The organism is Phaeobacter italicus (assembly GCF_001258055.1).
Lineage (GTDB): Bacteria > Pseudomonadota > Alphaproteobacteria > Rhodobacterales > Rhodobacteraceae > Phaeobacter > Phaeobacter italicus.
The window spans coordinates 57,307-81,362 of sequence record NZ_CVRM01000011.1; the positions used below are offsets into that span (position 1 = coordinate 57,307).

19 protein-coding genes are annotated in these 24,056 nt (G+C 62.8%); 11 read left to right on the forward strand and 8 right to left on the reverse strand.

The window, feature by feature from the left end:
* Positions 1–98: 98 nt before the first annotated feature.
* The 9 genes from NIT7645_RS03585 to NIT7645_RS03625 all read left to right on the forward strand — a co-directional run bounded on the left by NIT7645_RS03585 (position 99) and on the right by NIT7645_RS03625 (position 11,695).
* Entirely contained in the window at positions 99–1,019 is a 921-nt protein-coding gene (locus NIT7645_RS03585) for a D-alanine--D-alanine ligase (RefSeq protein WP_037302893.1), read from the forward strand.
* Positions 1,007–1,900, forward strand: coding sequence for a cell division protein FtsQ/DivIB (locus NIT7645_RS03590; protein ID WP_008558985.1), 894 nt, complete (start codon positions 1,007–1,009; stop codon positions 1,898–1,900). The genes NIT7645_RS03585 and NIT7645_RS03590 overlap by 13 nt, the downstream gene beginning before the upstream one ends.
* A 2-nt stretch (positions 1,901–1,902) precedes the next feature.
* Complete coding sequence (ftsA, locus tag NIT7645_RS03595) at positions 1,903–3,237, forward strand: cell division protein FtsA (protein ID WP_008559582.1); 1,335 nt, start codon at positions 1,903–1,905, stop codon at positions 3,235–3,237.
* Positions 3,238–3,674: 437 nt separating this feature from the next.
* Entirely contained in the window at positions 3,675–5,474 is a 1,800-nt protein-coding gene (gene ftsZ, locus NIT7645_RS03600; protein ID WP_050686188.1) for a cell division protein FtsZ, read from the forward strand.
* Between the two features lie 212 nt (positions 5,475–5,686).
* Positions 5,687–6,622, forward strand: coding sequence for a UDP-3-O-acyl-N-acetylglucosamine deacetylase (lpxC, locus tag NIT7645_RS03605; RefSeq protein ID WP_037302493.1), 936 nt, complete (start codon positions 5,687–5,689; stop codon positions 6,620–6,622).
* A gap of 306 nt (positions 6,623–6,928) precedes the next feature.
* Positions 6,929–7,777, forward strand: a complete 849-nt coding sequence (locus tag NIT7645_RS03610; RefSeq protein WP_008559478.1) for an outer membrane protein assembly factor BamD — start codon at positions 6,929–6,931, stop codon at positions 7,775–7,777.
* Positions 7,778–7,804: 27 nt separating this feature from the next.
* Entirely contained in the window at positions 7,805–9,451 is a 1,647-nt protein-coding gene (gene recN, locus NIT7645_RS03615; protein WP_008559314.1) for a DNA repair protein RecN, read from the forward strand.
* Positions 9,452–9,598: 147 nt separating this feature from the next.
* Positions 9,599–11,290: a chloride channel protein gene (locus tag NIT7645_RS03620; protein WP_008561942.1), complete on the forward strand. Its 1,692-nt coding sequence runs from the start codon at positions 9,599–9,601 to the stop codon at positions 11,288–11,290.
* A gap of 213 nt (positions 11,291–11,503) precedes the next feature.
* On the forward strand, positions 11,504–11,695 hold the full coding sequence (locus NIT7645_RS03625) for a hypothetical protein (RefSeq protein WP_008562540.1): 192 nt from the start codon (positions 11,504–11,506) through the stop codon (positions 11,693–11,695).
* 391 nt (positions 11,696–12,086) lie between these two features.
* On the opposite strand, the gene NIT7645_RS03630 is transcribed toward NIT7645_RS03625, so the two are convergent.
* The 5 genes from NIT7645_RS03630 to cobS all read right to left on the reverse strand — a co-directional run bounded on the left by NIT7645_RS03630 (position 12,087) and on the right by cobS (position 18,075).
* Positions 12,087–12,428: a DUF427 domain-containing protein gene (locus NIT7645_RS03630; RefSeq protein ID WP_008561217.1), complete on the reverse strand. Its 342-nt coding sequence runs from the start codon at positions 12,426–12,428 to the stop codon at positions 12,087–12,089.
* Between the two features lie 60 nt (positions 12,429–12,488).
* Entirely contained in the window at positions 12,489–14,291 is a 1,803-nt protein-coding gene (locus tag NIT7645_RS03635) for an aminopeptidase P family protein (RefSeq protein WP_050686190.1), read from the reverse strand.
* A 74-nt stretch (positions 14,292–14,365) separates the two neighbouring features.
* Positions 14,366–15,016: a 2-hydroxychromene-2-carboxylate isomerase gene (locus NIT7645_RS03640; protein WP_008561389.1), complete on the reverse strand. Its 651-nt coding sequence runs from the start codon at positions 15,014–15,016 to the stop codon at positions 14,366–14,368.
* Positions 15,017–15,027: 11 nt separating this feature from the next.
* Complete coding sequence (cobT, locus tag NIT7645_RS03645) at positions 15,028–16,908, reverse strand: cobaltochelatase subunit CobT (RefSeq protein WP_008563167.1); 1,881 nt, start codon at positions 16,906–16,908, stop codon at positions 15,028–15,030.
* Between the two features lie 180 nt (positions 16,909–17,088).
* Positions 17,089–18,075: a cobaltochelatase subunit CobS gene (cobS, locus tag NIT7645_RS03650; RefSeq protein WP_037302492.1), complete on the reverse strand. Its 987-nt coding sequence runs from the start codon at positions 18,073–18,075 to the stop codon at positions 17,089–17,091.
* A gap of 483 nt (positions 18,076–18,558) precedes the next feature.
* Here cobS and NIT7645_RS03655 point away from each other — a divergent pair, with 483 nt between their 5' ends.
* A complete protein-coding gene (locus NIT7645_RS03655) occupies positions 18,559–20,688 on the forward strand; it encodes a DEAD/DEAH box helicase (protein WP_074964243.1) in 2,130 nt (709 codons plus the stop codon).
* Between the two features lie 160 nt (positions 20,689–20,848).
* Here the strand turns inward: NIT7645_RS03655 and NIT7645_RS03660 are convergent, their stop codons facing one another.
* Positions 20,849–21,472 carry a DnaJ domain-containing protein gene (locus NIT7645_RS03660; RefSeq protein ID WP_008562143.1) on the reverse strand — a complete coding sequence of 208 codons (624 nt, stop codon included), beginning with the start codon at positions 21,470–21,472 and terminating at the stop codon, positions 20,849–20,851.
* 118 nt (positions 21,473–21,590) lie between these two features.
* Here NIT7645_RS03660 and NIT7645_RS03665 point away from each other — a divergent pair, with 118 nt between their 5' ends.
* Positions 21,591–21,845, forward strand: a complete 255-nt coding sequence (locus NIT7645_RS03665; protein WP_008559485.1) for a BolA family protein — start codon at positions 21,591–21,593, stop codon at positions 21,843–21,845.
* Between the two features lie 179 nt (positions 21,846–22,024).
* Here NIT7645_RS03665 and NIT7645_RS03670 read toward each other — a convergent pair whose 3' ends face one another.
* Positions 22,025–22,624: a DUF4177 domain-containing protein gene (locus NIT7645_RS03670; protein ID WP_008561769.1), complete on the reverse strand. Its 600-nt coding sequence runs from the start codon at positions 22,622–22,624 to the stop codon at positions 22,025–22,027.
* Between the two features lie 165 nt (positions 22,625–22,789).
* Positions 22,790–24,028: a peptidase T gene (gene pepT / locus NIT7645_RS03675; protein ID WP_008561045.1), complete on the reverse strand. Its 1,239-nt coding sequence runs from the start codon at positions 24,026–24,028 to the stop codon at positions 22,790–22,792.
* Between the last annotated feature and the right edge of the window lie 28 nt (positions 24,029–24,056).

Consider the following 24,056-nt stretch of genomic DNA (forward strand, 5'->3'; position numbering starts at 1 on the left):
GCTTCGCACGACCAATGCAGGGCCAACCTGCGCATATCGGGCCATTTCAGGCTGGAACAACAAGGGGCGTGAAGCCCCGGAAATTTGAGGCGCTTGTCGTGAGTGAGTCGAGCAGGACACTCCCGAAAGTGGCGGTATTGATGGGCGGCCCCTCGGCTGAGCGCGAGGTGTCACTTTCCACAGGGCGCGAATGCGCTGCCGCACTGCGGGATGAGGGGTATCAGGTCACAGAGCTGGACGCGGGTCCGGATCTTGCGGCGCAGCTTGCTGCGGATCGCCCGGATGTCGTCTTCAACGCGCTGCATGGCCGCTGGGGCGAAGATGGGTGTGTGCAGGGGCTGCTGGAATGGCTTGCGATTCCCTACACGCATTCCGGTGTTCTGGCCTCGGCGCTGGCGATGGACAAACAGCGCTCGAAAGAGGCGTTTCGCGCCGCCGGTCTGCCGGTCGTGGACAGCGGGCTTTTCGCAAAATCCGACGTCTCTGCGGCCCATGTGATGGCGCCGCCCTATGTCGTGAAACCCAACAACGAAGGCTCCAGCGTCGGGATCTATATCGTGCAGGAGGCCGCCAATACGCCGCCGCAGCTGTCTGAGGACATGCCGGATGAGGTGATGGTGGAAACCTATGCGCCGGGGCGTGAGCTGACCACCACGGTTGTCGACGGCAAGGCGCTGACGGTGACGGATATCCTCACTGACGGGTGGTATGATTTCGACGCCAAATACAAACCCGGTGGCTCGCGGCATGTGTTGCCTGCGGATCTGCCGGACGAGATTTTTCAGCTGTGTCTGGATTACGCGGTGCGCGCCCATGATGCGCTGGGGTGCCGCGGGGTGAGCCGGACCGATTTTCGCTGGGACGAAAGCCGTGGCAAGGACGGGCTGATCCTGCTGGAAACCAACACCCAGCCAGGCATGACGCCCACGTCGCTTGCGCCGGAACAGGCAGCCCATTGCGGCATGAGTTTTGGCCAGCTTTGCGCGTGGATGGTTGAGGATGCGTCATGCGGGCGCTGATTGAGCGATTCACCAAACCCCGCAGCGGGCGCACTGATCCGGCGCCATCGCGGCTGACCTATCGGTTCCAGCGCTGGATGCTGACGCCGGGGATCCGCTTTGGCGTGCGGTTCGGCATTCCGTTCTGCCTGGTCTTTGTGGCCGGCGCGGCCTTTATGGCAGATGAGGGGCGGCGCGATCAGCTTCAGGTGCTGGTCAATGACATTCGCGCCTCGATCGAGGAACGGCCCGAGTTCATGGTCAATGTGATGGCCATCGACGGCGCAGGCACCAGCGTGTCGGAAGACATCCGCGAGGTTGTGCCGATTGATTTTCCTGTCAGCTCTTTTGATCTGGACCTGACCCAGATCCGCGACGAGATCACCGGGCTTGACCCGGTAGAGAGCGCAGATGTGCGCATCCGTCCGGGCGGGGTGTTGCAAGTGACCGTCGAAGAACGCACGCCAGCCGTTGTGTGGCGCAGCCGCGAGGGGCTTGCGCTGCTGGATGACACTGGCGTGCATGTTGCCGAACTGGGTGCGCGCAATCTGCATCCCAACCTGCCTTTGGTGGCGGGTGAGGGCGCGGATATGGCGATCGAAGAGGCGCTGCGCCTCTTTGCGGTGGCCAAGCCGCTGGGGCCGCGTATTCGCGGATTGGTGCGGATCGGAGAGCGGCGCTGGGATCTGGTTCTGGACCGTGGGCAGCGGATCATGCTGCCGTCGAAAAAACCGGTGCCCGCCCTGGAGCGGGTCATTGCCGTCAGCGAAGTGCGCGATCTGTTGGAGCGGGATGTGGCAGCCGTGGATATGCGGCTGGCTGCGCGCCCGACGGTTCGCATGACCCAGGCCGCCGTCGAGGATTGGTGGCGGATTCGTCAGTTGAATGCAGGTGGGCAGTAATCATGACTGATCTTTATCAATCCCAGCGCGCCATGCGGCAGATGCGACGTCAGGCGATGCAGCGCGGTGTCGTGGCCATTCTTGATGTGGGCAGCTCCAAGATCGCCTGTCTGGTGCTGCGCTTTGACGGCACGGGGCGGCTGAGCGAGGACAACTCTATCGGGTCGCTTGCGGGGCAGTCGGGGTTTCGGGTGATCGGCGCGGCCACCACGCGGTCGCGCGGGGTGCAGTTTGGCGAGATCACCGCCATGCAGGAAACCGAACGTGCCATCCGTACCGCCGTGCAGGCGGCGCAGAAGATGGCCGAGGTGCGGGTGGATCACGTCATTGCCTGTTTCTCCGGGGCCAATCCGCGCTCTTACGGGCTGGACGCGCTGGTCGATCTGGAAGGGCAGGTCGTGACCGAAAATGAAATCGCCCGTGTGCTGGCCGCTTGCGAGGTGCCGGAATATGGCGCGGGTCGTGAAGTGCTGCATGCCCAGCCAGTGAATTTCGCGCTCGACAACCGCTCGGGGCTTAGTGATCCGCGCGGGCAGATGGGGCAGACGCTGGCGGTGGATATGCACATGCTGACTGTCGATGCCTCGACGGTGCAGAACCTCGTGCGCTGCATCCAGCGCTGTGATCTTGAACTGGCAGGGATTGCCTCTTCGGCCTATGCATCGGGCTTTTCGGCGCTGGTCGAGGACGAGCAGGAGCTGGGCGCTGCGTGCATCGACATGGGCGGCGGGTCGACCTCGATCTCTGTCTTCATGAAAAAGCACATGATCTATGCCGATGCGGTGCGCATGGGTGGCGATCACATCACCAGCGACATTTCCATGGGGCTTGGGGTGCCGACGGCCAATGCCGAGCGGATCAAGACCTTTCATGGCGGGGTTCATGCCACTGGCGCAGATGATCGCGAGATGATCGACATCCACGCCGATACCGGCGATTGGGAGCATGACCGCCGCACCGTCAGCCGGGCGGAACTGATCGGCATCATGCGTCCGCGGGTCGAGGAGATCCTGGAAGAGGTGCGCGCCCGACTTGATGCCGCCGGATTTGACAGCCTGCCAAGCCAGCAGATCGTGCTGACCGGGGGCTCCAGCCAGATCATGGGGCTGGATGGGTTGGCGAGCCGCATTCTGGGGCAGCAGGTCCGTCTGGGTCGTCCGCTGCGTGTTCACGGCCTGCCGCAGTCGGCCACTGGTCCGGGGTTTGCCTCGGCGGTGGGGCTGAGCCTGTTTGCCGCCCATCCGCAGGATGAGTGGTGGGATTTCGAGATGCCGGTGGATCGCAACGCCAGCGGCACCCTGCGGCGCGCGGTGAAGTGGTTCCGGGACAACTGGTAACCGGCCCGGCGCGACGCCGCCTTGCCCTGCCGCCGATGGGCGGTCGGGCAGAAAATTAAGCAGATGTTAACGAAAAACTTCCCCCGCGCTTCCGTTTCGCGGGTGACAGCGGATTCTTGCCGCGTTAATGTTGTGGTAACGACCGCTCCACGCGGCGCACGCAGGCCGAGCAGTGGCCAGCCAGACCCGTTAGAAGCAGCAGACTCAAGTGGCAGAAGCCCTTGGGCGCAAACGCTGTGTTGTGGTCACTGGCTGTCGCTTCCGCAAGATTTGCCATTATCGGCGAAATACCGCGAATTTGGGCGCTCATGTGTCCAGATTTTGTGGATTTTGACGCTTTTTGGGATGACGCGACTCGTGCTGCGCGGTAGGATTGGAGCGGATTAGGACAGGAATAGGCCCTTGCGGGAGGGCTGATAAACACAGGCGGAACGAGCATGACCTTGAACCTTTCGATGCCCGGCCAGGACGAGCTGAAGCCCCGGATTACCGTGTTTGGCGTCGGCGGTGCGGGCGGCAACGCTGTCAATAACATGATCGAGAAGCAGCTGGATGGCGTCGACTTTGTCGTTGCCAACACAGACGCGCAGGCCCTGCAGCAGAGCTCTGCCAAGAGCCGCGTGCAGCTGGGGATCAAAGTGACCGAAGGTCTGGGTGCGGGCGCGCGCCCCTCTGTTGGCTCCGCCGCCGCAGAAGAAAGCATCGAACAGATCGTCGACCATCTGGCCGGCGCGCATATGTGCTTTATCACCGCCGGTATGGGTGGCGGCACCGGGACCGGTGCGGCTCCGATCATCGCGCAGGCCGCCCGTGAGCTTGGCGTGCTGACCGTCGGCGTTGTGACCAAGCCGTTTCAGTTCGAAGGCAACAAGCGGATGCGTCAGGCCGAGGAGGGTGTCGAAGCCCTGCAAAAGGTCGTTGATACGCTGATCATCATTCCGAACCAGAACCTGTTCCGTCTGGCCAACGAAAAAACCACCTTCACCGAAGCCTTCTCGATGGCGGATGACGTTCTGTATCAGGGCGTGAAAGGTGTCACCGACCTGATGGTGCGTCCGGGTCTCATCAACCTCGACTTTGCCGATGTTCGCGCCGTGATGGACGAGATGGGCAAGGCGATGATGGGCACAGGCGAGGCCGAAGGCGAAGATCGCGCCGTTCAGGCCGCCGAGAAGGCGATCGCGAACCCGCTGCTCGACGAAATCAGCCTGAAGGGTGCGAAGGGTGTTCTCATCAACATCACCGGCGCCCACGACCTGACCCTGTTCGAGCTGGACGAAGCCGCCAACCGCATCCGCGAAGAGGTGGACCCGAACGCAAACATCATCGTCGGTTCGACCCTCGATACCGAGATGGAAGGCAAGATGCGCGTGTCCGTTGTGGCCACCGGCATCGATGCTGTTGACGTTCAGACCGATATCCCGGTGCCGCGTCGCCCGATGTCTGCACCGCTGAAACAGACTGTCAGCGTTGAAGAAAACCGCGCCGCTGCTGCGGCTCCGCTGGAGCTGAACACCCCTGTCGAACAGCCCGCAGCCGAGGTTGCCGCAGCCCCCGCGCAAAAAGAGCCTTCGCTGTTTTCTGAGTTCAACAGCGCTGCACAGGCCGCTGATGGGCAATATGACGAGGTTGTCGAAGAAACCCACGACAACATGGGCGCCGACGGCCTGCCTGCACCGGCCTATCAGGGCAACGGTGTTCCGGATTTCCAGCCGCAGGCAGACGCTGCGGTGAACAACCCGGCAGAAACCTTTGTGGCCCCCAAGGCGCCTGCTCCCGGTACGCCGTCGCCCGAGGCGATCGTGCGTCTGCAGGCCGCTGCACAGCGCGCCCAGCCGCAGGCCCCGCAGCACCAGCCGGTGCAGCAACAGCAGCCGGTTCAGCAGCAGATGCAGCAGCGCCCGTCAATCGACGCTGTGCAGCCGCGCGCGCCGCAGCCCGCTCCGGCCCCGCAGCCTCAGGTGCAGCAGCAACAGCAGCAGCCGGTTCAACAGCCTGCCGCATCCGGTCAGGAACAGCGCCGCTTTGGCCTGAACTCTCTGATCCACCGCATGACCGGCAGTGCCGCGGACAATCAGGGCGCCGCGCGCCAGCAGCCGCCTGCGCCGCAGCCGCAGGTTGCCCAGCACGGTCATGGCCAGCAGGCCGCCGCCGCGCCGCAACCGCAGCAGCGTCAGGCCGATCCGGAGCAGGAGCGCATCGAAATTCCCGCCTTCCTGCGCCGCCAGGCCAACTAAGCGGATCACAAGACATCAGAAAAGGTCGCCAAATGGCGGCCTTTTTTGTTTTGTTTACCGTCTGTTAACCTGGAGTTGGCAGTCTTTCGCCTATCTGTTTCAGTCATGTTTCATTCCGTTACAAAGATTGAGTTGAGCCTTTCGGGCCGACACCTTACCTCTGTTTCGCAACACGACCCTGTGAGGTCGGACCATACGAAACGAGGCACACCGTGCAGAACACGCTTAAAGCATCAGTGACATTTGACGGGGTCGGACTGCACTCCGGCAAACCTGTCCGCATGATTCTGAAGCCTGCATCTGCCGATCACGGTATCTGTTTCCGCCGCACCGATATTTCGCTTGGCGACACATTGGTTCCCGCCCGCTGGGATCTGGTGGAGCGTACCGCGCTGTGCACCCGTCTGGTGAACACCTCTGGTGCCTCTGTGTCTACCGTTGAACACATCATGGCCGCACTGGCGGGTTGTGGTATCCACAACGCCCTGATCGAAATCGACGGTCCGGAAGTTCCGATCATGGATGGCTCTTCGGCGCATTTCGTGCGCGGCATCATGCAGCAGGGCATCCAGCGTCTGGGCGCGCCTGTCACCGCGCTGCAGGTGATGAAACCGGTCACTGTCAGCCATGAGGGGGCAACCGCCACCCTGATGCCGAGCAACCGCCTGATCATCGAGTTCCACATTGATTTTGACGAGGCCGCGATTGGCCGTCAAAGCCGCACGCTGGACATGCGCAACGGTACGTTTGCGCGGGAACTTTGCGATTGCCGTACCTTCTGCCGCCGCGCGGATGTGGAAACCATGCAGGCCAATGGTCTGGCCCTCGGCGGTGTGCCGGGTGAGAACGCGATCGTCTTTGATGGTCCCGTGGTCGAAAGCGGCCAGGGGCTGCGCCACAGCGACGAGCCTGTGCGCCATAAAATGCTGGATGCGCTGGGGGATCTGGCGCTGGCAGGTGGCCCGATCTTTGGCCACTACATCGGGGACCGCGCGGGTCACTCGCTGACCAACACGCTGCTGCGCGCGGCCTTTGCAACACCGGGTGCGCTGCGCAAGGTGTCCTGTGACCCGATCATGACCGCCCGCCTGCCGGGGCAGGGGTTGGTCTGGGCAGAAATTCCGACAGAGACGCGCCGCGTCGCCTGATCGGGGTATCGAGCAGAGGGCGTCGGCTGGGGGGCCTGACGCCCGAATTACCGACACCGTGACCCAACGTCACTATCACGACAGATCAACGACCGTGTGGCAGATGCCGCGCGGTTGTTTTGGTTTAGGGGCACAGGGTCACATACAGCGTATGGCTGTGATCTCTGTCCCCTTGACCCCGCCGCGCTTTCTCTGCCAAGTGGGTCGGGAGACGGTTAAAGCCGTTTTGCCCGTCAAATGAATGTGCTAGACCGGGCGTAACCGGGGTTCACACCCGTAAGCAAAAGACGGTGAGGTTAGGCGATCATGATCGGCATGGGGGCGGCAGCCAAAACCATCGGCGCGTTTCTTCTGATTGCGGCTCTTTCGGGCTGTGGTGGGGACGGCGGCGCAGCAAAAAGTGCGCAACCGCTGGAAGGGTTCACACCCGAGCAGATTTATGAACGCGGCGAATTCGAGATGGAGCGCAACCGGACCAAGGATGCGGCCTTCTACTTTGCGGAGATCGAGCGTCTTTATCCCTATTCCTCCTGGGCCAAGCAGGCGTTGATCATGCAGGCCTATGCCTATCATCTGGGCCGCGACTACGAGGAAAGCCGCGCAGCCGCGCAGCGGTACATTGATTTCTACCCAACCGAGGAAGATGCCGCCTATGCGCAGTATCTTCTTGCGCTGAGCTACTATGACCAGATCGACGAGGTGGGCCGCGATCAGGGGCTGACCTTCCAGGCGCTGCAGTCCCTGCGCACCGTGATCGAGGTTTACCCGGACAGCGAATACGCCAACTCCGCGATCCTGAAATTCGATCTCGCCTTTGACCATCTGGCAGGCAAGGAGATGGAAATTGGCCGCTACTACCTGCGCAAGGGGCACTATACCTCTGCGGTGAACCGCTTCCGTGTCGTGGTCGAGGATTTCCAGACCACCACCCACACCGCCGAAGCGCTGCACCGTCTGGTAGAGGCCTATCTGTCGCTGGGGCTGGTCAATGAGGCACAGACCGCGGGCGCGATCCTGGGCCATAACTATCAATCGACCGAATGGTACGAGGACAGCTTTAAGCTGCTGACGCAAAACGGGCTGAAAATGCGCGATGTCGGCAACAACTGGCTGAGCCAGATCTACCGTCAGTCCATCAAGGGGGAGTGGCTCTAAGTGCCACTTCCGCAATGAGGCCGGGCCATGCTGCGCGCGCTTGATATCCGCGATATCCTGATCATTGATCACCTTGAACTGAATTTTCAGCCGGGTCTGAACGTGCTCACCGGGGAAACCGGGGCGGGTAAATCGATCCTGCTGGATTCGCTGGGCTTTGTGCTGGGCTGGCGCGGGCGGGCCGAACTGGTCCGTCAGGGCGCCAAGCAGGGCGAGGTGATGGCAGAGTTCGATCTTGCCCCGGATCATCCGGCCCATGCGGTTCTTGCCGAGGCGGGCCTGCCGGGCGGCGAGACGCTGCTGTTGCGGCGGGTGAACACCGCGGAGGGGCGCAAGACAGCCTGGGTCAATGATCGCCGCTGTTCGGGCGAGGTGCTGCGGGCGCTGTCTGAGACGCTATTGGAACTGCATGGCCAGCATGATGATCGCGGTCTGCTGAACCCGCGCGGCCATCGCGCGATGCTGGACGAGTTTGCCAATCTTGCGGATCTTCTGGCGACAGTGCGCGAGCGCTGGACCACGGCCAGCCGGGCCCGCAAGGCGGTTGAGGAAACCCGCAGCGCGCTTGAGGCGATCCGCGCCGAAGAAGAGTTTCTGCGCCATGCGGTTGCGGAATTGGACGCGCTGGACCCTCAGCCCGGCGAGGACGCGGCGCTGGATCAGCGTCGCCGCGAAATGCAGGCCGCCGAGCGCATTCGTGGCGACATTCAGCGTGCCCATGCGATCCTGTCTGATGGGGCGGAAAGCGCCCTTGGCGATGCGCAGCGCTGGCTGGAGGGGGTTGCCGATCAGGCCGAAAGCGCGCTGGATGCGCCGCTGGCGGCGCTGGGGCGGGCGATGATCGAGCTGGGCGAGGCGCAGGATGGTGTGTCGCGGCTTTTGGATGGGCTGGAGTTCAACCCCGGTGATCTGGAAGACTGCGAGGAGCGGTTGTTTGCGATCCGGGCACTGGCGCGCAAGCATGACGTCATTGCAGATGATCTGGGGGATTATGCCGACACGCTGCGCCAAAAGCTGGCAGCGGTGGATGCGGGCGATCAGGATCTGGCAGATCGCGAAGCGGCGCTGGCGCAGGCCGAAGCGGCCTATAATGCCGCTGCTGAACAGCTGTCGGCGGCCCGGCGCGAAAGTGCGGCTGCGCTGGATGGCGCGGTGATGGCAGAGCTTGCCCCGCTCAAGATGGAGCGTGCGGTTTTCGAAACCCTCGTCAGCCCGGCAGATCCCGGCCCCGAGGGGAAGGATGGCGTGGCCTTTACCGTCGCGACAAACCCCGGCGCGCCTGCGGGCCCGCTGAACAAGATCGCCTCTGGCGGTGAGCTGAGCCGTTTTCTGTTGGCGTTGAAGGTCTGCCTGCGTGGCGAGACCGGCAATCAGACCATGATCTTTGATGAGATCGATCGCGGGGTCGGTGGTGCCACTGCTGATGCGGTTGGCCGTCGCCTGAAGGCGCTGGCCGAAGGCGGGCAGGTTCTGGTCGTCACCCATTCCCCGCAGGTTGCTGCACAGGGGGCGCATCATTGGCGGGTGCAGAAACAGGTTGTTGACGGGCAGACCCTGTCGCAGGTCGTTCCTCTGGACGACGCGGAGCGGGTGGATGAACTGGCCCGGATGGTGTCGGGCGATACCATCACCCCAGAGGCGCGCGCAGCGGCCAAGGCGCTATTGGCGGGCTAAGCCCCGTCCGGTCATGGCAGGCGCGTCACACAACTGCGTCAGCTGTCGCTTTGACAGAAAGCGCGGGCGGAATTTGACGCTGGATTAACGTCCTGGCGGTTACTAATGCCTTGAGACAGAAAGACTGACACCAGGACAGACGGCCCAATGCGACAGACACTCCGCTCCTTTATCTCGGCCCATGCGACGCAGGCAGTTGCCGAGATGCGGGATGCCTGGCGGGTGTTGCGCCATCGCGGTCCGGGGCAGTTTCAGTTCTGGCTGATCGCGCTGATGATCGGTGTTGCCGCCGGGTTTGCGGCGCTGTTCTTTCGCAAGGGTATCACTGCGTTTCAGGCCTGGGTCTACGGCGCTGAGGATGTCAATTTCCTGCACAGTTTTGCACAGGACATGCCGTGGTACTGGCTGGTCCTGATTCCGACCCTGGGTGGTTTGGTTGTGGGGGTGATCCTGCATCGCTTCACCCCTGACGGGCGGGTCCGTTCGGTCGCCGATGTGATCGAAGGCGCGGCCCTTGGCGAAGGGCGGGTAGAGAAACGGGCTGGCATTGCCTCGGCCATTGCGTCCTTTCTGACGCTGAGCACCGGCGGGTCGACCGGGCGGGAGGGGCCGGTCGTTCATATGGCGGGCGTGATCTCTACCTGGGTCAGTGACAAGATCAAGGCCGACGGAATCACCGGGCGGGATCTGTTGGGCTGCGCGGTTGCGGCGGCGGTGTCCGCCAGCTTTAACGCGCCGATTGCGGGCGCGCTGTTTGCGCTGGAGGTGGTGTTGCGCCACTTTGCCGTCCATGCCTTTGCGCCGATTGTTATTGCTTCGGTTGCGGGAACCGTCATCAACCGGCTGGAGTACGGTGATGTGACCGAGTTCGATCTGATCACCCCCGGCGCGCTGCAGTTCTATGTAGAGCTGCCTGCCTTTTTGATGTTGGGGCTGATCTGCGGTCTGGTCGCGGTGGTGTTGATGCGGTCGATCTTTTTTGCCGACCAGCTGGGCACGGCGCTGCAGGACCGGCTGGGGCTGCCGCGCTGGCTGCGCCCGGCGGCGTCTGGCCTGTTGCTGGGCGTCATTGCGGTCTGGTATCCGCATATCATCGGGGTTGGGTATGAAACCACCGTTCTGGCGTTGACCGGTGCGCTGGTGCTGCATCAGACGATCCTGTTTGCGATGGTCAAGACGGCGGCTGTTGCGATCACCATGGGCGGGCGCATGGGCGGAGGGGTGTTTTCCCCGTCGCTGATGGTCGGTGCGCTGACCGGGCTTGCCTTTGGGCTGATTGCGACGGCGGTGCTGCCGGATGTGTCCGGCACCCATACGCTTTATGCCTTTGCGGGGATGGGGGCGGTTGCGGCGGCGGTTCTGGGCGCGCCGATTTCCACCACGCTGATCGTGTTCGAACTGACAGGGGATTGGCAGATCGGTCTGGCGGTGATGGTGGCGGTGTCGATGTCCACTGCGCTGGCCTCGCGCATTGTGGACCGGTCCTTTTTCCTGACCCAGCTGGAGCGGCGCAACATTCACTGTGCGGCGGGGCCGCAGGCCTATCTGCTGTCGCTGTTGCGGGCGGGCGGGGTGATGCGGCCGATGGGCGATCCGCGCTGCGCAAGCCGCGAAGAGTGTGAAGCGCTGCTGGAGCAGGGGCTGTTGATTCGTGCCTCTGCCTCGCTTGAGGCGGCGATGCCGATCTTTGATCGGGCGGATATCGCGTTCTTGCCGGTGATGACCGAGGAGGGTGACAGCGAAAATCCGCCGGAGTTGATCGGCGCCCTTTACCACATTGATTCGCTCAAAGCCTACAACCGGGCGCTGGCGGCGGCGGCTGCGGAAGAGCACAGTTAAAGCCCAATAAAATGGCGTTTTCTGTGGAAAACCTTGTGTATCTTCCAAACATGCAGTGAAAACACCGCTTTACCCGTCAAAGCTGAGTTGAAATATGTGGTATTTCTGAAACGGACCAACCGTTTTCAAAAGGTTTTGTTAACCTTTCACGCGCGCTTCACGAAAATATGGTTAACACTAGGCAAATAGTGATCATTCTTCGGAAGTGACAACATGCAAATCGATGACATCAACCCGCAAGAGGTTGAGTACATGACGAAGGCAAGTGAGCAGGAAAAAGAGCGGGCATCCTTTGAGGCGTTGATCAATTACGTCGTGCAGAGTGCCAGCGATGCGCAGATGTTCGGGACGGGCGAGTCGATCGAGACCGCGCGCCGCCATCTGTGCCGGACCATTCTGAGCTGATCGGGACTGTGTGTGTATCGGGTGTTTCCACCCGTTTTTGAATGAGTTTTTATTTACAGGGCCCCGAGAAAATCAAATTCGACTGACTGGCAGGGATCTGCCGGTGTCGCGACATGGTCTGTGGCAAGGTTTTGCCGAACTCTCACAGCCACTTGACGGGCGCTGATCCGTCTCCGGGTTGGCCTGCCTGACCCGTGCGGGAGGCGACTCCTGCATCGCCATGGCTCTACCCTCATGACTATGCCGACCTGCGGGCGGCACCCTATTGCTGCGGTCTGTCCCGGACAGTCGGTGCATCACCGATGCAGGGACGGCGGGTTTCATTCAGCCAAAGAAAAAGGCGCCACGAGGGCGCCTGTCTCTGACTGCTGCACTGTCTGAGCCGGGGGGCTCAGATCTGTTCCACCTTGACGCTTTCGCTGGTGACAAAGGCGAGATGGCCCTTGATCGCAGCGACCTCTTCCTTTGGGTCCTCGTAGCTCCAGACCGCGTCGGGCGTGACGGAGGACAGGTTCACGATGGAATAATAGGTGGCATCGCCCTTGTGCGGACAATGGGTGGTCTTGTCGCTCTGGTCGAGCAAGGCAAAAGCCACATCTTCGCGCGGGAAGTAGATGACCGGTGGCAGATCGCCTTCGCTCAGCTCAAGCGCATTGTTGCTTTCACCCAGCACGGCGCCGCCAGAGCGGACGACCCAGCGGCCGGGGGCTTTGCGAATTTGGATCTTTGTCATGGGTACTTCCTTCACGTCGTTCGTACGGTCATTATCTTAGTGTGTTGTAACAATGCGGTATCACAGTGGTGCCGTAGCGGCATCCAGCCAGACCTTTGCGGCCTTTGTTACGTTGGGTCCGATTTTCGCGGCCACATCGGCGTGGTAGCTGTCAAGCCAGTCGCGTTCGTCACGGCTGAGCATCTCTGTCACGATGAGACGGCGATCAAGCGGTGCGAAGGTGAGCGTGCGCCAGGCCAGCATATCACGTTCCGGATCGGATGTGGGCTGATTTGCGGCTGGGCTGACCACCACCAGATTTTCCAGCCGGATGCCAAAGGCCCCTTCGCGGTAGTATCCGGGTTCGTTGGACAGGATCATGCCCTCTTCCAGCGGCACATGGCTGACACGGCTCAGGCGCTGGGGGCCTTCGTGCACGCTGAGAAACGCGCCGACGCCGTGGCCGAGACCGTGGTTGAAGTCCTGCCGGGCAAGCCACAGGGGCATGCGGCCAACGGCCTCGATGTCGCGGCCTGCCAGTCCCTTGGGCCAGATCAGGCGGGACATTGCAATCATGCCCTGCAGAACGCGGGTATAGGCCTCGCGGGCCTCTTGCGGTGGGGTGCCGATGGCGATGGTGCGGGTGATGTCGGTGGTGCCGTCCAGATATTGACCACCGCTGTCGAGCACCAGCAGGTGGCCGTCTTCTAGCGTTGCGTTGCTCTCCTCGCTGACGCGGTAGTGCATGATGGCGCCGTTGGGGCCGGTGCCGGAGATGGTGTCAAAGCTGATGTCGCGCAGGCTTGGATCCTTGGTGCGCTCCGCTTCGAGGTGTTTGACGACGTCGATTTCGCTCATGGTGCCGGGTGCCTGTGCATCAAGCCAGGCGAGCGTTTCCACAACGGCGGCCCCGTCCCGCAGGTGCGCGGCCGCGCTGCCGTCGATTTCAGCGGCGCATTTGCGGGCCTTGGGCAGGGCGCAGGGATCGCCAGAGCCCACCAGCGCCTGCCCAAGCTGGTCAGCGACGATTTGGGGCAGGGTGGTGAGATCTGCGCCAACCTTGGCATCTGCGGGCTTTGCCAGTGCGGCAACATGGCTCAGGAAGTCAGCAGGGTCGTGGCAGGTGACCTGTGCGCCCAAATGATCTGCGAGCCCGTCCAGCTTGGCTTTGGCCATGAACAGATCGACACGCCCCTCAGCATGCAGGATCGCAAACCCGTGGGCGACCGGGTTGTGGGCAATGTCGCTGCCCCGGATATTGAGGAGCCACATGATGCTGTCCGGTAGCGTGATGACGGCAGCGCTTTGTCCCAGATCGCGCAGATCCTGGGCCAGTGTGGCGATCTTGTCCGCAGCAGCGGTGCCCGCGTATTCAAGGGGGTGGGCAAAGGCGGGTTGCATCGGGGGGGCGGGTTGGTCCTGCCAGATGCGGTCCACTAGATTGTCGGTCTGCACAAAGGCAAAGCCATGTGGGCTGAGCTGTTTTTCAAGGCTCTGGATCTGGCTGGTGGCGTGCAGCCAGGGGTCATAGGCAATCCGCCCGCCCTGGGGCAGCTGGTCTTTCAACCAGTCGGCAAGTTGGACATCGGGCCAGGGCACCGGGGTGTAGTCGGCGGCGACCTGCTGTTTCACCTGGGTCCGATACCGCCCGTCGATGAACACACCTGCGACGTCCCTCAAGGCGGCGCAGAAGCCCGCAGATCCGGTAAAGCCCGTGAGCCAGGCGAGACGTTCATCGCGTGGGGCGACATATTCGCCCTGATGGGCGTCGGCGCGGGGGATCAGGAACCCATCCAGCCCGTCCTGCGCCAGCTCGGCGCGCAGCGCGGCGAGCCGCGGGGGGCCTTGCTCTGGGCGGGCGGTCACGTCGAATGACTGATACATGGGGGCCTCCTTTGCGAGCGCGTTTGGGTCGCGCCAGAGAACCGCGAAGGCAGGTCAGGCGCAACCCGTGAAAATCAGGCGTCGTTGACCGACGGGTTTTGAAAGGCAGGCTGGGGGAAAGGCTGGTGCAGCGCGTGCTCCAGCAGGTCCAGATGATCCTGCCCATAATATGGATCGCCGTCCAGCACATAGGTGGGCGACCCGAAGAGGTGGAGCCGCAGTGCGGCGTCGGTATTGGCCTGCAGTTCGGCCTGAACATCCGCATCCATCGCCCCAGCAAGGAGCGGCGCCGGATCCAGCCCGGCCGTGCGCGCGGCGGTTTCCAGCTGTGCGGGGTTCATGAGGTCGATGTCATCGCGCCAATGCGCCTGTAGCAGGGCATGGGCTAATGCGTCCACATCCAGGCCCAACCGGGCCGCGACGATCACCATGCCGCTGGACAGCGTCAGCGGGTTGTCGTGGTGGGTGGGGCGATAGTCGATGATCGGCACGCCGCGATAGGCGGCCCAGCGTTCGATCTCGCGGCCAAAGAAATAATCCACATGGGCCTGGCTGCGCGCGGCAAAGGGCTGACCGCCAGCCTGTTCCACCACGGGGGACAACAGGAATGGGCGGTGGATCAGCTGGCAGTCATGAGCGGCACAGATCTGCGCAAGCCGCCGCGAGCCGAGATAGGCATAGGCGGAATGCGTGGAATAAAAATACTCGATCCTGTGCTGCCCCATGCGCGATCCGGTCAGCCGACTTTTCGCATACCCATCACGCGGGCACGGGCGCGAGGGTCACTGTCAAACAGCGCGGCGAGCTGTTCGGTCATTGCGCCCGCCAGCTGTTCCACATCGGTGATGGTCACCGCGCGGTCGTAGTAGCGCGTCACGTCATGGCCGATGCCGATGGCCAGCAGTTCGACCTGTTTGCGCCGCTCCACCATGGCGATCACATCACGCAGGTGTTTTTCCAGATAGTTGGCCGGGTTGACCGACAGGGTGCTGTCATCGACCGGGGCGCCATCGGAAATCACCATCAGGATCTTGCGGGCCTCTTGCCGCGCGATCATCCGGCGGTGGGCCCATTCCAGCGCCTCGCCGTCGATGTTTTCCTTCAACAGCCCTTCCTTCATCATCAGACCCAGATTGGCACGGGTGCGGCGCATGGGGGCGTCGGCCCCTTTGTAGATGATATGGCGCAGGTCGTTGAGACGACCGGGCTGTTGCGGGCGACCTTCGTTCAGCCAGGCTTCGCGGGCCAGCCCGCCCTTCCAGGCGCGGGTGGTGAAGCCGAGGATCTCGACCTTGACGTTGCAGCGTTCCAGCGTGCGGGCCAGAACGTCGGCGCAGATCGCGGCGATCGAAATCGGACGGCCGCGCATCGAGCCGGAGTTGTCCAGAAGCAGCGTCACCACTGTGTCGCGGAATTCGGTGTCTTTTTCACGCTTGAAGGACAGCGGGGTGGTCGGGTTGGCGACCACGCGGGCAAGACGCCCTGCGTCCAGAATGCCTTCTTCCAGGTCGAATTCCCAAGAGCGGTTCTGCTGCGCCTGCAGGCGGCGCTGCAATTTGTTCGCCAGCCGCGACACCGCGCCCTTGAGCGGTTCCAGCTGCTGGTCGAGATAGGCGCGCAGGCGTTCCAGTTCGGCGGGTTCAGCCAGATCTTCGGCTGCGATTTCCTCGTCATGGGTGTCGAGGAAGACCTTGTAGTCGGGATCCGCCTCTGACGCGGCAGGGGGCGGGGGCGGGTCTAGCGGCGCCTCGCCATCGGGCATTTCGGTTTCTTCGGCGAATTCGTCATCCGCCATGTCGTCCATGGAGACCTGCGCCTGACTTTCGTCCTGCTGTTGTTCCTGGCTCTGTTCCGGGGTGGCGTCGGCCTCTTCCTCGTCGGACTGGTCCTGACCTTCGCTGTCGGGCTGCTCTTCGGCTTCGGGCTGTTGTTCGGCGTCGCTGTCCTGCTCATCGTCGAGCTGGTCCGGGTCGTCGCCCAGCTGGTCGCCATAGCCCAGATCGGTGATGACCTGACGCGCGAATTTGGCAAATGCCGCCTGATCTTCGATGGTTTCGTCAAGATTGGCGAGCGTATCGCCTGCCTGCTGTTCGATGAACCCGCGCCACAGTTCCATGACGTTGGCGGCCGCATCGGGCATCGGGCGGCCGGTCGCCAGATGGCGGATCAGGTAGCCTGCGGAAACGGCCAGCGGGGCCTCGGCGGAGGAGGTGATCTGGTCATAGCCCTTGCGCAGGGCCTCGTTCTGGATCTTGACGTCGATATTTGATGCGGTGCCGGGCATGTGGCGGGCGCCGACGGCTTCGCAACGCGCCGACTCCAGCGCCTCGTAGAGGTCACGTGCCATGTCGCCCTGCGGGGCGTAGCGGGCGTGCAGCCCGGCGTCGTGGTATTTGTGGCGCAGCGCCAGCGCATCGGCGGTGCCGCGGGCCAGCAGAACCTCTTCGCGCGTCATTCGGCGTGTCACCTGTGGCAGGCGCATGGAATCGCCCGACAGCCCCGCCGGGTCGACGGAGTAGGACACGTTCAGTTCAGAATCGTCGGCCATCACCTTGGTGGCTTCGGCCAGCGCCTTCTTGAACGGATCGGCGGGATTATCGTTGGGCTTATTCGCCATTGAACGCACTCCAGATCGACACGGTCAGGAACAAAGGGGCGCATTCCCAACGCAGCCGTATCAAATGACTGTGTTGACTGCCCGTCATTGCTGACGGATCAGTCTTCTTTCAACCAGTTTTGTCAAACAACCAGACTGCGTCAAGCGCGACCCAAATGGCTGCTATGACGAAAAATGGCGTCACCCCAGGCTCACGTTTGCCGCGCTTTCCGGCAGCTCTTCGTCAAAGCAGCGCTGGTAGAACTCGGCCACGGTCTGGCGCTCCAGCTCGTCGCATTTGTTCAGGAACGACAGGCGGAAGGCATAGCCCACATTGCGGAAGATCTCGGCGTTCTGGGCCCAGTTGATCACGGTCCGCGGCGACATCACGGTCGACAGGTCGCCATTCATGAAGGCGGTGCGGGTCAGATCGGCGACGGTCACCATCTGGCTGATGGTCTTGCGGCCCTCGGCGGTGTTGTAATGCGGTGCCTTCGACAGGATGATCGCGGCCTCGGCGTCGTGGCTCAGGTAGTTCAGGGTCGAGACCAGCGACCAGCGGTCCATCTGGGCCTGGTTGATCTGCTGGGTGCCGTGATAGAGGCCGGTGGTGTCGCCCAGACCAACGGTGTTCGCCGTTGCAAACAGGCGGAAGAACGGGTTCGGGGTGATGATCTCGTTCTGGTCCAGAAGCGTCAGCTTGCCGTCGTGTTCCAGAACACGCTGGATCACGAACATCACGTCTGCGCGGCCTGCATCGTATTCGTCAAACACGATCGCAACCGGGTTGCGCAGCGCCCAGGGCAGGATGCCCTCGTGGAACTCAGTCACCTGCTTGCCGTCGCGCAGTTTGATGGCGTCCTTGCCGATCAGGTCGATCCGGGAGATGTGGCTGTCGAGGTTCACGCGCACGGAGGGCCAGTTCAGCCGGGCGGCGACCTGTTCGATGTGGGTCGATTTGCCGGTGCCGTGGTAGCCCTGGATCATGACGCGACGGTTGTGGCTGAAGCCTGCGAGGATCGCGAGCGTGGTGTCGGGGTCGAATTTGTAGGTCGGGTCCAGAGCGGGCACGCGGTCAGAGCCTTCGGCGAAGCCCTTGATGGTCATGTCCGTGTCAATCCCGAACACATCGCGCACCGAGATGCTCTCGGTCGGTTTCGCGTTCATATCCAGCATGCCGTCGGTCATTACAGTCGATCCTTATCCTCATTCGCCTCCGGGTCGGCTGACCTTGGGCAATCGGGGGGATTGGTGCCCGATCCTGACCGCAATCGCAAGAGGTGAGGGCGGGTTTGACCATCTGTCGTGACGTTTGTGATCAAACTGGCCTTATCGGGGCTGGTCTCGTGTCATTTTGCGCTACGTTCCTGACGGTATTGCGTGCCCTGTGGGGTGGTGACGGATCGCGGGGGTGCGCTGTCGTTTTTGGCGGTGTGGCGGGGCCATGATGCCCTTGGGTCGGGGCTGCCTTGGGGGATGCGTCGCATAGCGGGGTTGCGCGGGGCGGGCAGGTCAGCTCCGCTCTGGCACAAATGAATACTGTACAAAACAGTGCAAAGCCGATATCTGGCGGCCTTTGGATGAGGACATCCGCGTTCCTGCGCAGTCGGGGACATTCCCGATATCGGCGTGGCCAAGGTGGCGCGCCCCGCAGCAAGCGAAATGAAAATCTTGAAAACAGCACTCGAACAAGCGCTTCAGGCGCGCGGCTACGAGCAATTGACACCGGTGCAGCTGGCCGTGACCGCGCCCGAACTGGAAAACTCTGATCTCCTGGTCTCGGCGCAGACCGGATCGGGCAAAACCGTGGGCTTTGGTCTTGCCATGGCGCCGACCCTTCTGGGGGACGCCGAAACCCTTGGCCGCGCAACCCTGCCGCTGGCGCTGGTGATTGCGCCGACCCGCGAGCTGGCGCTGCAGGTCAAGCGCGAGCTGGGCTGGCTCTATGCCGAAGCTGGTGCCCATGTGGTATCGACCGTTGGCGGTATGGATATGCGCGACGAGCGCCGGGCCCTGGAACGTGGCGCCCATATCGTCGTGGCCACACCGGGTCGCCTGCGCGACCACATCAACCGCGGCTCTATCGACCTGTCGCAGGTGCGTGCCGTGGTTCTGGATGAAGCCGACGAAATGCTTGATCTGGGCTTTCGCGAGGATCTGGAGTTCATCCTTGGTGAATCCCCCGAAGATCGCCGTACGCTCATGTTCTCGGCCACTGTTCCGGCGGGAATTGCGCGTCTGGCAGAGACCTATCTGAAGGATCACCAGCGGATCAAAACGCTGGCGGAGGCCTCCCAGCACGCCGACATCGAATATCAGATGCTGGCAGTTGCACAGCGCGATACCGAACACGCCATCATCAACGTGCTGCGCTATCACGAAGCGCCCAATGCGATCGTGTTCTGCAACACACGCGCCGTGGTGAACCGTCTGACCACCCGTCTGAGCAACCGTGGCTTTTCGGTTGTGGCGCTTTCGGGTGAGCTGACCCAATCTGAACGCTCCAACGCGCTGCAGTCTTTGCGTGATGGCCGGGCCCGTGTCTGTGTCGCGACCGATGTGGCGGCGCGCGGGATCGACCTGCCCAAGCTGGATCTGGTGATCCATGCCGATCTGCCGTCGAGCCATGAAACGCTTTTGCACCGCTCTGGCCGGACTGGCCGTGCGGGCCGTCAGGGTGTCAGCGCGCTGATCGTGCCGCCCAAGGCCAAAGGCAAGGCGCTGCGTCTGCTGCGCTCTGCCAAGATCACCGCAGAAACCACACCGGCCCCAAGCGCCGATCAGGTGCGGGCGCGTGATTTTGAGCGCCTGCTGGCAGATCCTGCCTGGAGCGATGCGGTCAGCGAAGGCGAGGCACCGGCGGTGGCAGAACTGCTGGAACGCTTTGCGCCGGAGCAGCTGGCGGTGGCCTATCTGCGTCTGTTCCACCAGCGCCACAGCGCGCCCGAAGAGCTGAGCGATCCGCAGGCAGACCGTCGTGAGCGTCAGGAACGGGCCCCGTTTGGCCCGTCGGTGTGGTTCTCGGTCAGCGGTGGTCGCAAGGCCGGTGCGGAACCGCGCCGTCTGCTGCCTGCGCTGTGCAACGCCGGTGGCCTGACCAAGGACGACATCGGTGCCATCCGGGTTCAGTTCGACCAGAGCTATGTGGAAGTGCGCGAAGCCAGTGCGGATGCATTCTGGGGCGCGGTCAAGCACGAAGGTCTGGAAGAGGGGGCTTCGGTCACTCGTCTGGACAAGGCGCCTGACCTGCCCAAGGGCCCGCGCCCGCAGGGCGGTGGCCGTGATGGTCAACGTGACGGGCCGCGTGGCGAACGCCGTGGCCCGCGTGATCGCGATGATCGCGGGGATCGCAAACCTTATGGGGACAAGCCGCGTTTTGACAAAAACCGCGAGGACCGCCCCCGTGAGGACCGGCCGCGCGATGACAAGCCGCGTTTCGACAAGCCCCGCGGAGAGAATTCCTGGGGTGACAAGCCCAAGTTCGACAAACCGCGCGGTGACAAGCCACGGGGCGACAAGAGCTGGGGCGACAAGCCGAAGTTCGACAAGCCAAAACGCACCGGCGAGGGCGGCAAAGCGACGGTCAAGGCGCGTGGCGCGTCAGATCGCGGTGACAAACCTGCCGGTTTTGGTGCGGCGAAGCCTGCAGGCAAGCCCAAAACCGATTGGTCCAACCCGTCAAAATCCGGTCGCAAGGGCCCTCCGCCGCCTAAAGGCAAGCCCAACAGCAAGAAGAACAAGGCCCGTGCAGCTGCCGCTGGCAAGGCAGGCGGCAATGCCCGCCCGATGCGCAAAGGCTGATGATCCGCTGAGATCAGGGCGCATATCGCACCACAACAAAGAAAGGGCGGTCCCGATGGGCCGCCCTTTTCATGTTCGGATCTGCGTCTGTGTTGTCTGGCTGGCCCTTGCTGGGCTGGTCAGCCCGTGGGGGCCTGACCAGCCTGCGCCGGTTCCCGGTTTACTTGAAGCTGCGGCTGTCCTTGATCTGGTCCCAGGCCCAGACCACTTCCTGCAGCTGTTCTTCCTGGCTGCGGTCGCCGCCGTTCATGTCGGGGTGCAGCACTTTGATCAGCTTTTTGTAAGCCTTGCGGATGTCTGCCTTGGACCAGTCGTCCTTGGCCTCCAAGATTTCGATCGCGCGCCGTTCGGTCGGGGGCAGGCGACGGCCTGCCTGTGCCGCACGACCGGGGTTGCGGGTTGCGTTGGCGCCCAGCACCTGATGCGGGTCCTCGATGCCCAGACGCGCCCAGGCGCGGGTCTCCGGGTCGCCCATCGGCTTGGTTTCACGCTCCCAGACCTTGTCCTTGGACTGCTGTGCGTTCAGTTCGGCCTCTGTTGTGCCCTCGAAGAAGTTCCACTTCTGGTTATATTCGCGGATATGGTCCTGACAGAACCAGATGTAGTCATCCAGAACATCGGGGGCGCGGGGGGCACGGAACTGCCCGGCTTCGTTACAGCCCTCATGCTCGCAGACACGGGTCGAGGTCTCGGAAGCCCCCGTTGTGCTGCGGCGTCCGCGCGGATTTTTCTTCTTCGCGGAGCGGACGGACATATCGAAGCCAAAGGGATCGGATTTGGTCATGCGGGGGCACCTTCTAGACGCACTTTTCGACTCGGAGGCGACATTCTAATCTAAGGGTCGCCAGATTGAAGGGGGCTCGGACAATTATTCCGGGGATTTTTATGCAGGACACGACAGAATGAGCATCCGTGAAGAGATCGAGACACGCCTGAGCGCAGCGTTTGAGCCGCGCGAGCTTGTGGTGCAGGACGACAGCGACCAGCACATCGGCCATGCAGGCCACGACGGCAAGGGAGAGAGCCATTTCAGCGTGCGTATCCGCGCAGTTGCCTTTGGTGAGATGAACCGCGTGGCCCAGCATCGGGCCGTGCATAAGGCGCTGGGGGATGTTGTTCCCCGCATCCATGCGCTGGCTTTGGATATCGGGGCCTGACACCGAAGGCCTGCGGGGCTGGCCATGACCGGCAAGGCCCCGCCGATGTGCCCGATCTGCAACGTGCAAGCCGGATCAGGGGCCCCGTGCGGCCCATCTGATCTGTCCCGAATGGTGCAGATCAGACGGTTACCTGCCATGACAGGGACAAGATATCAGCCCTGCTGAGGTGCGGGCGATCAGCCTTCGTTGTCTGTTTTCGGGCTTTGCACCGGTTTGGCGGGGGCGGGCGGTTCTTTGCGATCCCCGGCCAGTGAGGCGCGGGCCTTCAGGGCAGCTGTCACGCCGGAGACCGGGCTCAGCTCTTCCACACCATCATCGGACTGCATTGCGCGGGCACCGCGACCGGGAACGGCAATGGCGCCTTCCGGGGCCTCCGGGTCGCCCGCAATTGCGGTGATCGCGGGCGCGGCGGGGGTGTCTGCCTTGGTGGGGGCGATGTCGGCATCTGCCTGAGCTGCGGCTGCGGGTTGGGCTGCCTGTATCATCTGCAGAAGTTGCGTCAGCTGCGCGGTTTGCGCCTCGGCTGCGGTTTGGCGTGCCTCCGCAGTCGGGCGGCGGAACACCAGCACGTTGCGCCAGTTGGTCACGGACCCTGTCAGGCCGCTGCGTTCTTCCGACGGCAGCAATTCTGCGCGCTGAAATTCCCAGCCTTCGGCGGCCATCTCGTTCAGCAGCAGGTCGATCGAATTGGCAAAGCGCGCCTCGGGTGTCTTGACCCCCTTGGCCTTGGTGCCCTTTTGCGGGGCGGGGATGACTTTGTATTCATAGGCCTGCATGAGCATCTCCTGACTTATCGGGCGAGGTTTAGCGGATCGGCAGGTTGGGTCAAGGTGCAGGTTGTGAGAGCGGCGCAGTCATGCCACTTGATGGTGCACGCGACGCCACAGCGCGGGTGTGGCGGCCCGATTGCATGACCGGGCGCGCCGTGATGCATCCTGACCCTAGGTCTTTGCGGCCAATTGGGCCAGCGTCAGGCAAACCTGGGTTGATTTGGCCATGTCCTGAACCGAGACCCATTCGAGGGGGCCGTGGACGTTCTGCATGCCGCAGAAGATGTTGGGGGTTGGAACGCCAAGTTCAGTCAGTCGGGAACCATCGGTGCCGCCGCGGATCGGGACGGAGATGGGCGCGATGCCATTGGCCTTGCAGGCCTCCAGTGCGAGGTTGACGGGGGTCATGTCGTTCTCCAGCCAGTACCGCATGTTGCGATACTGGGGGTAGATCTCGCAGGTGATTTCAGCGCGCGGCTCGCTGGCCTGGACCGCCTCGCAGGTTTTGCGCAGCAGATCTCCCTTGGCGGCGAGCCCGTCCAGTTCGAAATCACGCAGGATCAGCTTGATCTCCATCTCGGAGGAGCCGCCGTTCATGTCGGTGACATGCAAAAAACCCTCGCGGGCGTCGGTGGTTTCGGGGGTCATGGTGGCCTGCGGCAGGGTCTGGACGATCTTGGCCGCAAGATGCGCAGCGTTGACCATCTTTTCCTTTGCCCAGCCGGGGTGAATGGAGACCCCTTTGACCGTCACAACCGCGCGGTCGGCGCTGAAGCTCTCGTAGATGATTTCACCCACATCAGAGCCATCGAGCGTATAGGCGAAATCAACCGCCAGATCGGCGGGCAGCTTGGCATCGACGCCACGTCCGATTTCTTCGTCCGGGGTAAAGGCCACCCGGATGGTGGGGCGTTTGATGTCGGGGTTTGCGATCAGATGGCGGGCCAGTGTCATGACGACGGCAACGCCCGCCTTGTCGTCGGCTCCCAGAAGCGTGAGGCCGGAGGCGGTGATGATGTCGTCGCCCACCTTGGTGGCGAGATAGGGCGATTTTGCCGGTGACAGGATGAGGTCGGGATTGTCGGGATAGCTGATGTCGTCACCGTTCCACCCCTTGATGACCCGCGGTTTCACCCCCGCCGCATTGAACTGCGGCGCGGTGTCGACATGGGCAAGAAAGCCGATGGTCGGGCCCTCGGCGGTGCCTGGCACCGTGGCAAGGACGGTGCCGTAGTCTGTCAGCTGTACGTCCTGCGCGCCGATGCTTTGCAGTTCCTCCACAAGGAGGTTCAGCATATCAAACTGGATCTCCGTGCTGGGCGAGCCGGGCGCGTTTTCATCGCTCTGACTGTCGATGGCGGCATAGCGGACCAACCGGTCCTGTAGTTCCTGATCGAATGCGTTTGTCATGATGGCTCCTGGAATTTTGCCAGAGGAA

What these genes read in the sequence shown, in the direction of transcription:
- NIT7645_RS03590 (WP_008558985.1), top strand. Translation starts at nt 1,007, where the DNA reads ATGCGGGCGCTGATTGAGCGATTCACCAAACCCCGCAGCGGGCGCACT.
- ftsA (WP_008559582.1), top strand. Translation starts at nt 1,903, where the DNA reads ATGACTGATCTTTATCAATCCCAGCGCGCCATGCGGCAGATGCGACGT.
- ftsZ (WP_050686188.1), top strand. Translation starts at nt 3,675, where the DNA reads ATGACCTTGAACCTTTCGATGCCCGGCCAGGACGAGCTGAAGCCCCGG.
- NIT7645_RS03610 (WP_008559478.1), top strand. Translation starts at nt 6,929, where the DNA reads ATGATCGGCATGGGGGCGGCAGCCAAAACCATCGGCGCGTTTCTTCTG.
- recN (WP_008559314.1), top strand. Translation starts at nt 7,805, where the DNA reads ATGCTGCGCGCGCTTGATATCCGCGATATCCTGATCATTGATCACCTT.
- NIT7645_RS03620 (WP_008561942.1), top strand. Translation starts at nt 9,599, where the DNA reads ATGCGACAGACACTCCGCTCCTTTATCTCGGCCCATGCGACGCAGGCA.
- NIT7645_RS03625 (WP_008562540.1), top strand. Translation starts at nt 11,504, where the DNA reads ATGCAAATCGATGACATCAACCCGCAAGAGGTTGAGTACATGACGAAG.
- NIT7645_RS03630 (WP_008561217.1), bottom strand. Translation starts at nt 12,428, where the DNA reads ATGACAAAGATCCAAATTCGCAAAGCCCCCGGCCGCTGGGTCGTCCGC.
- NIT7645_RS03635 (WP_050686190.1), bottom strand. Translation starts at nt 14,291, where the DNA reads ATGTATCAGTCATTCGACGTGACCGCCCGCCCAGAGCAAGGCCCCCCG.
- NIT7645_RS03640 (WP_008561389.1), bottom strand. Translation starts at nt 15,016, where the DNA reads ATGGGGCAGCACAGGATCGAGTATTTTTATTCCACGCATTCCGCCTAT.
- cobT (WP_008563167.1), bottom strand. Translation starts at nt 16,908, where the DNA reads ATGGCGAATAAGCCCAACGATAATCCCGCCGATCCGTTCAAGAAGGCG.
- cobS (WP_037302492.1), bottom strand. Translation starts at nt 18,075, where the DNA reads ATGACCGACGGCATGCTGGATATGAACGCGAAACCGACCGAGAGCATC.
- NIT7645_RS03660 (WP_008562143.1), bottom strand. Translation starts at nt 21,472, where the DNA reads ATGACCAAATCCGATCCCTTTGGCTTCGATATGTCCGTCCGCTCCGCG.
- NIT7645_RS03665 (WP_008559485.1), top strand. Translation starts at nt 21,591, where the DNA reads ATGAGCATCCGTGAAGAGATCGAGACACGCCTGAGCGCAGCGTTTGAG.
- NIT7645_RS03670 (WP_008561769.1), bottom strand. Translation starts at nt 22,624, where the DNA reads ATGCAGGCCTATGAATACAAAGTCATCCCCGCCCCGCAAAAGGGCACC.
- pepT (WP_008561045.1), bottom strand. Translation starts at nt 24,028, where the DNA reads ATGACAAACGCATTCGATCAGGAACTACAGGACCGGTTGGTCCGCTAT.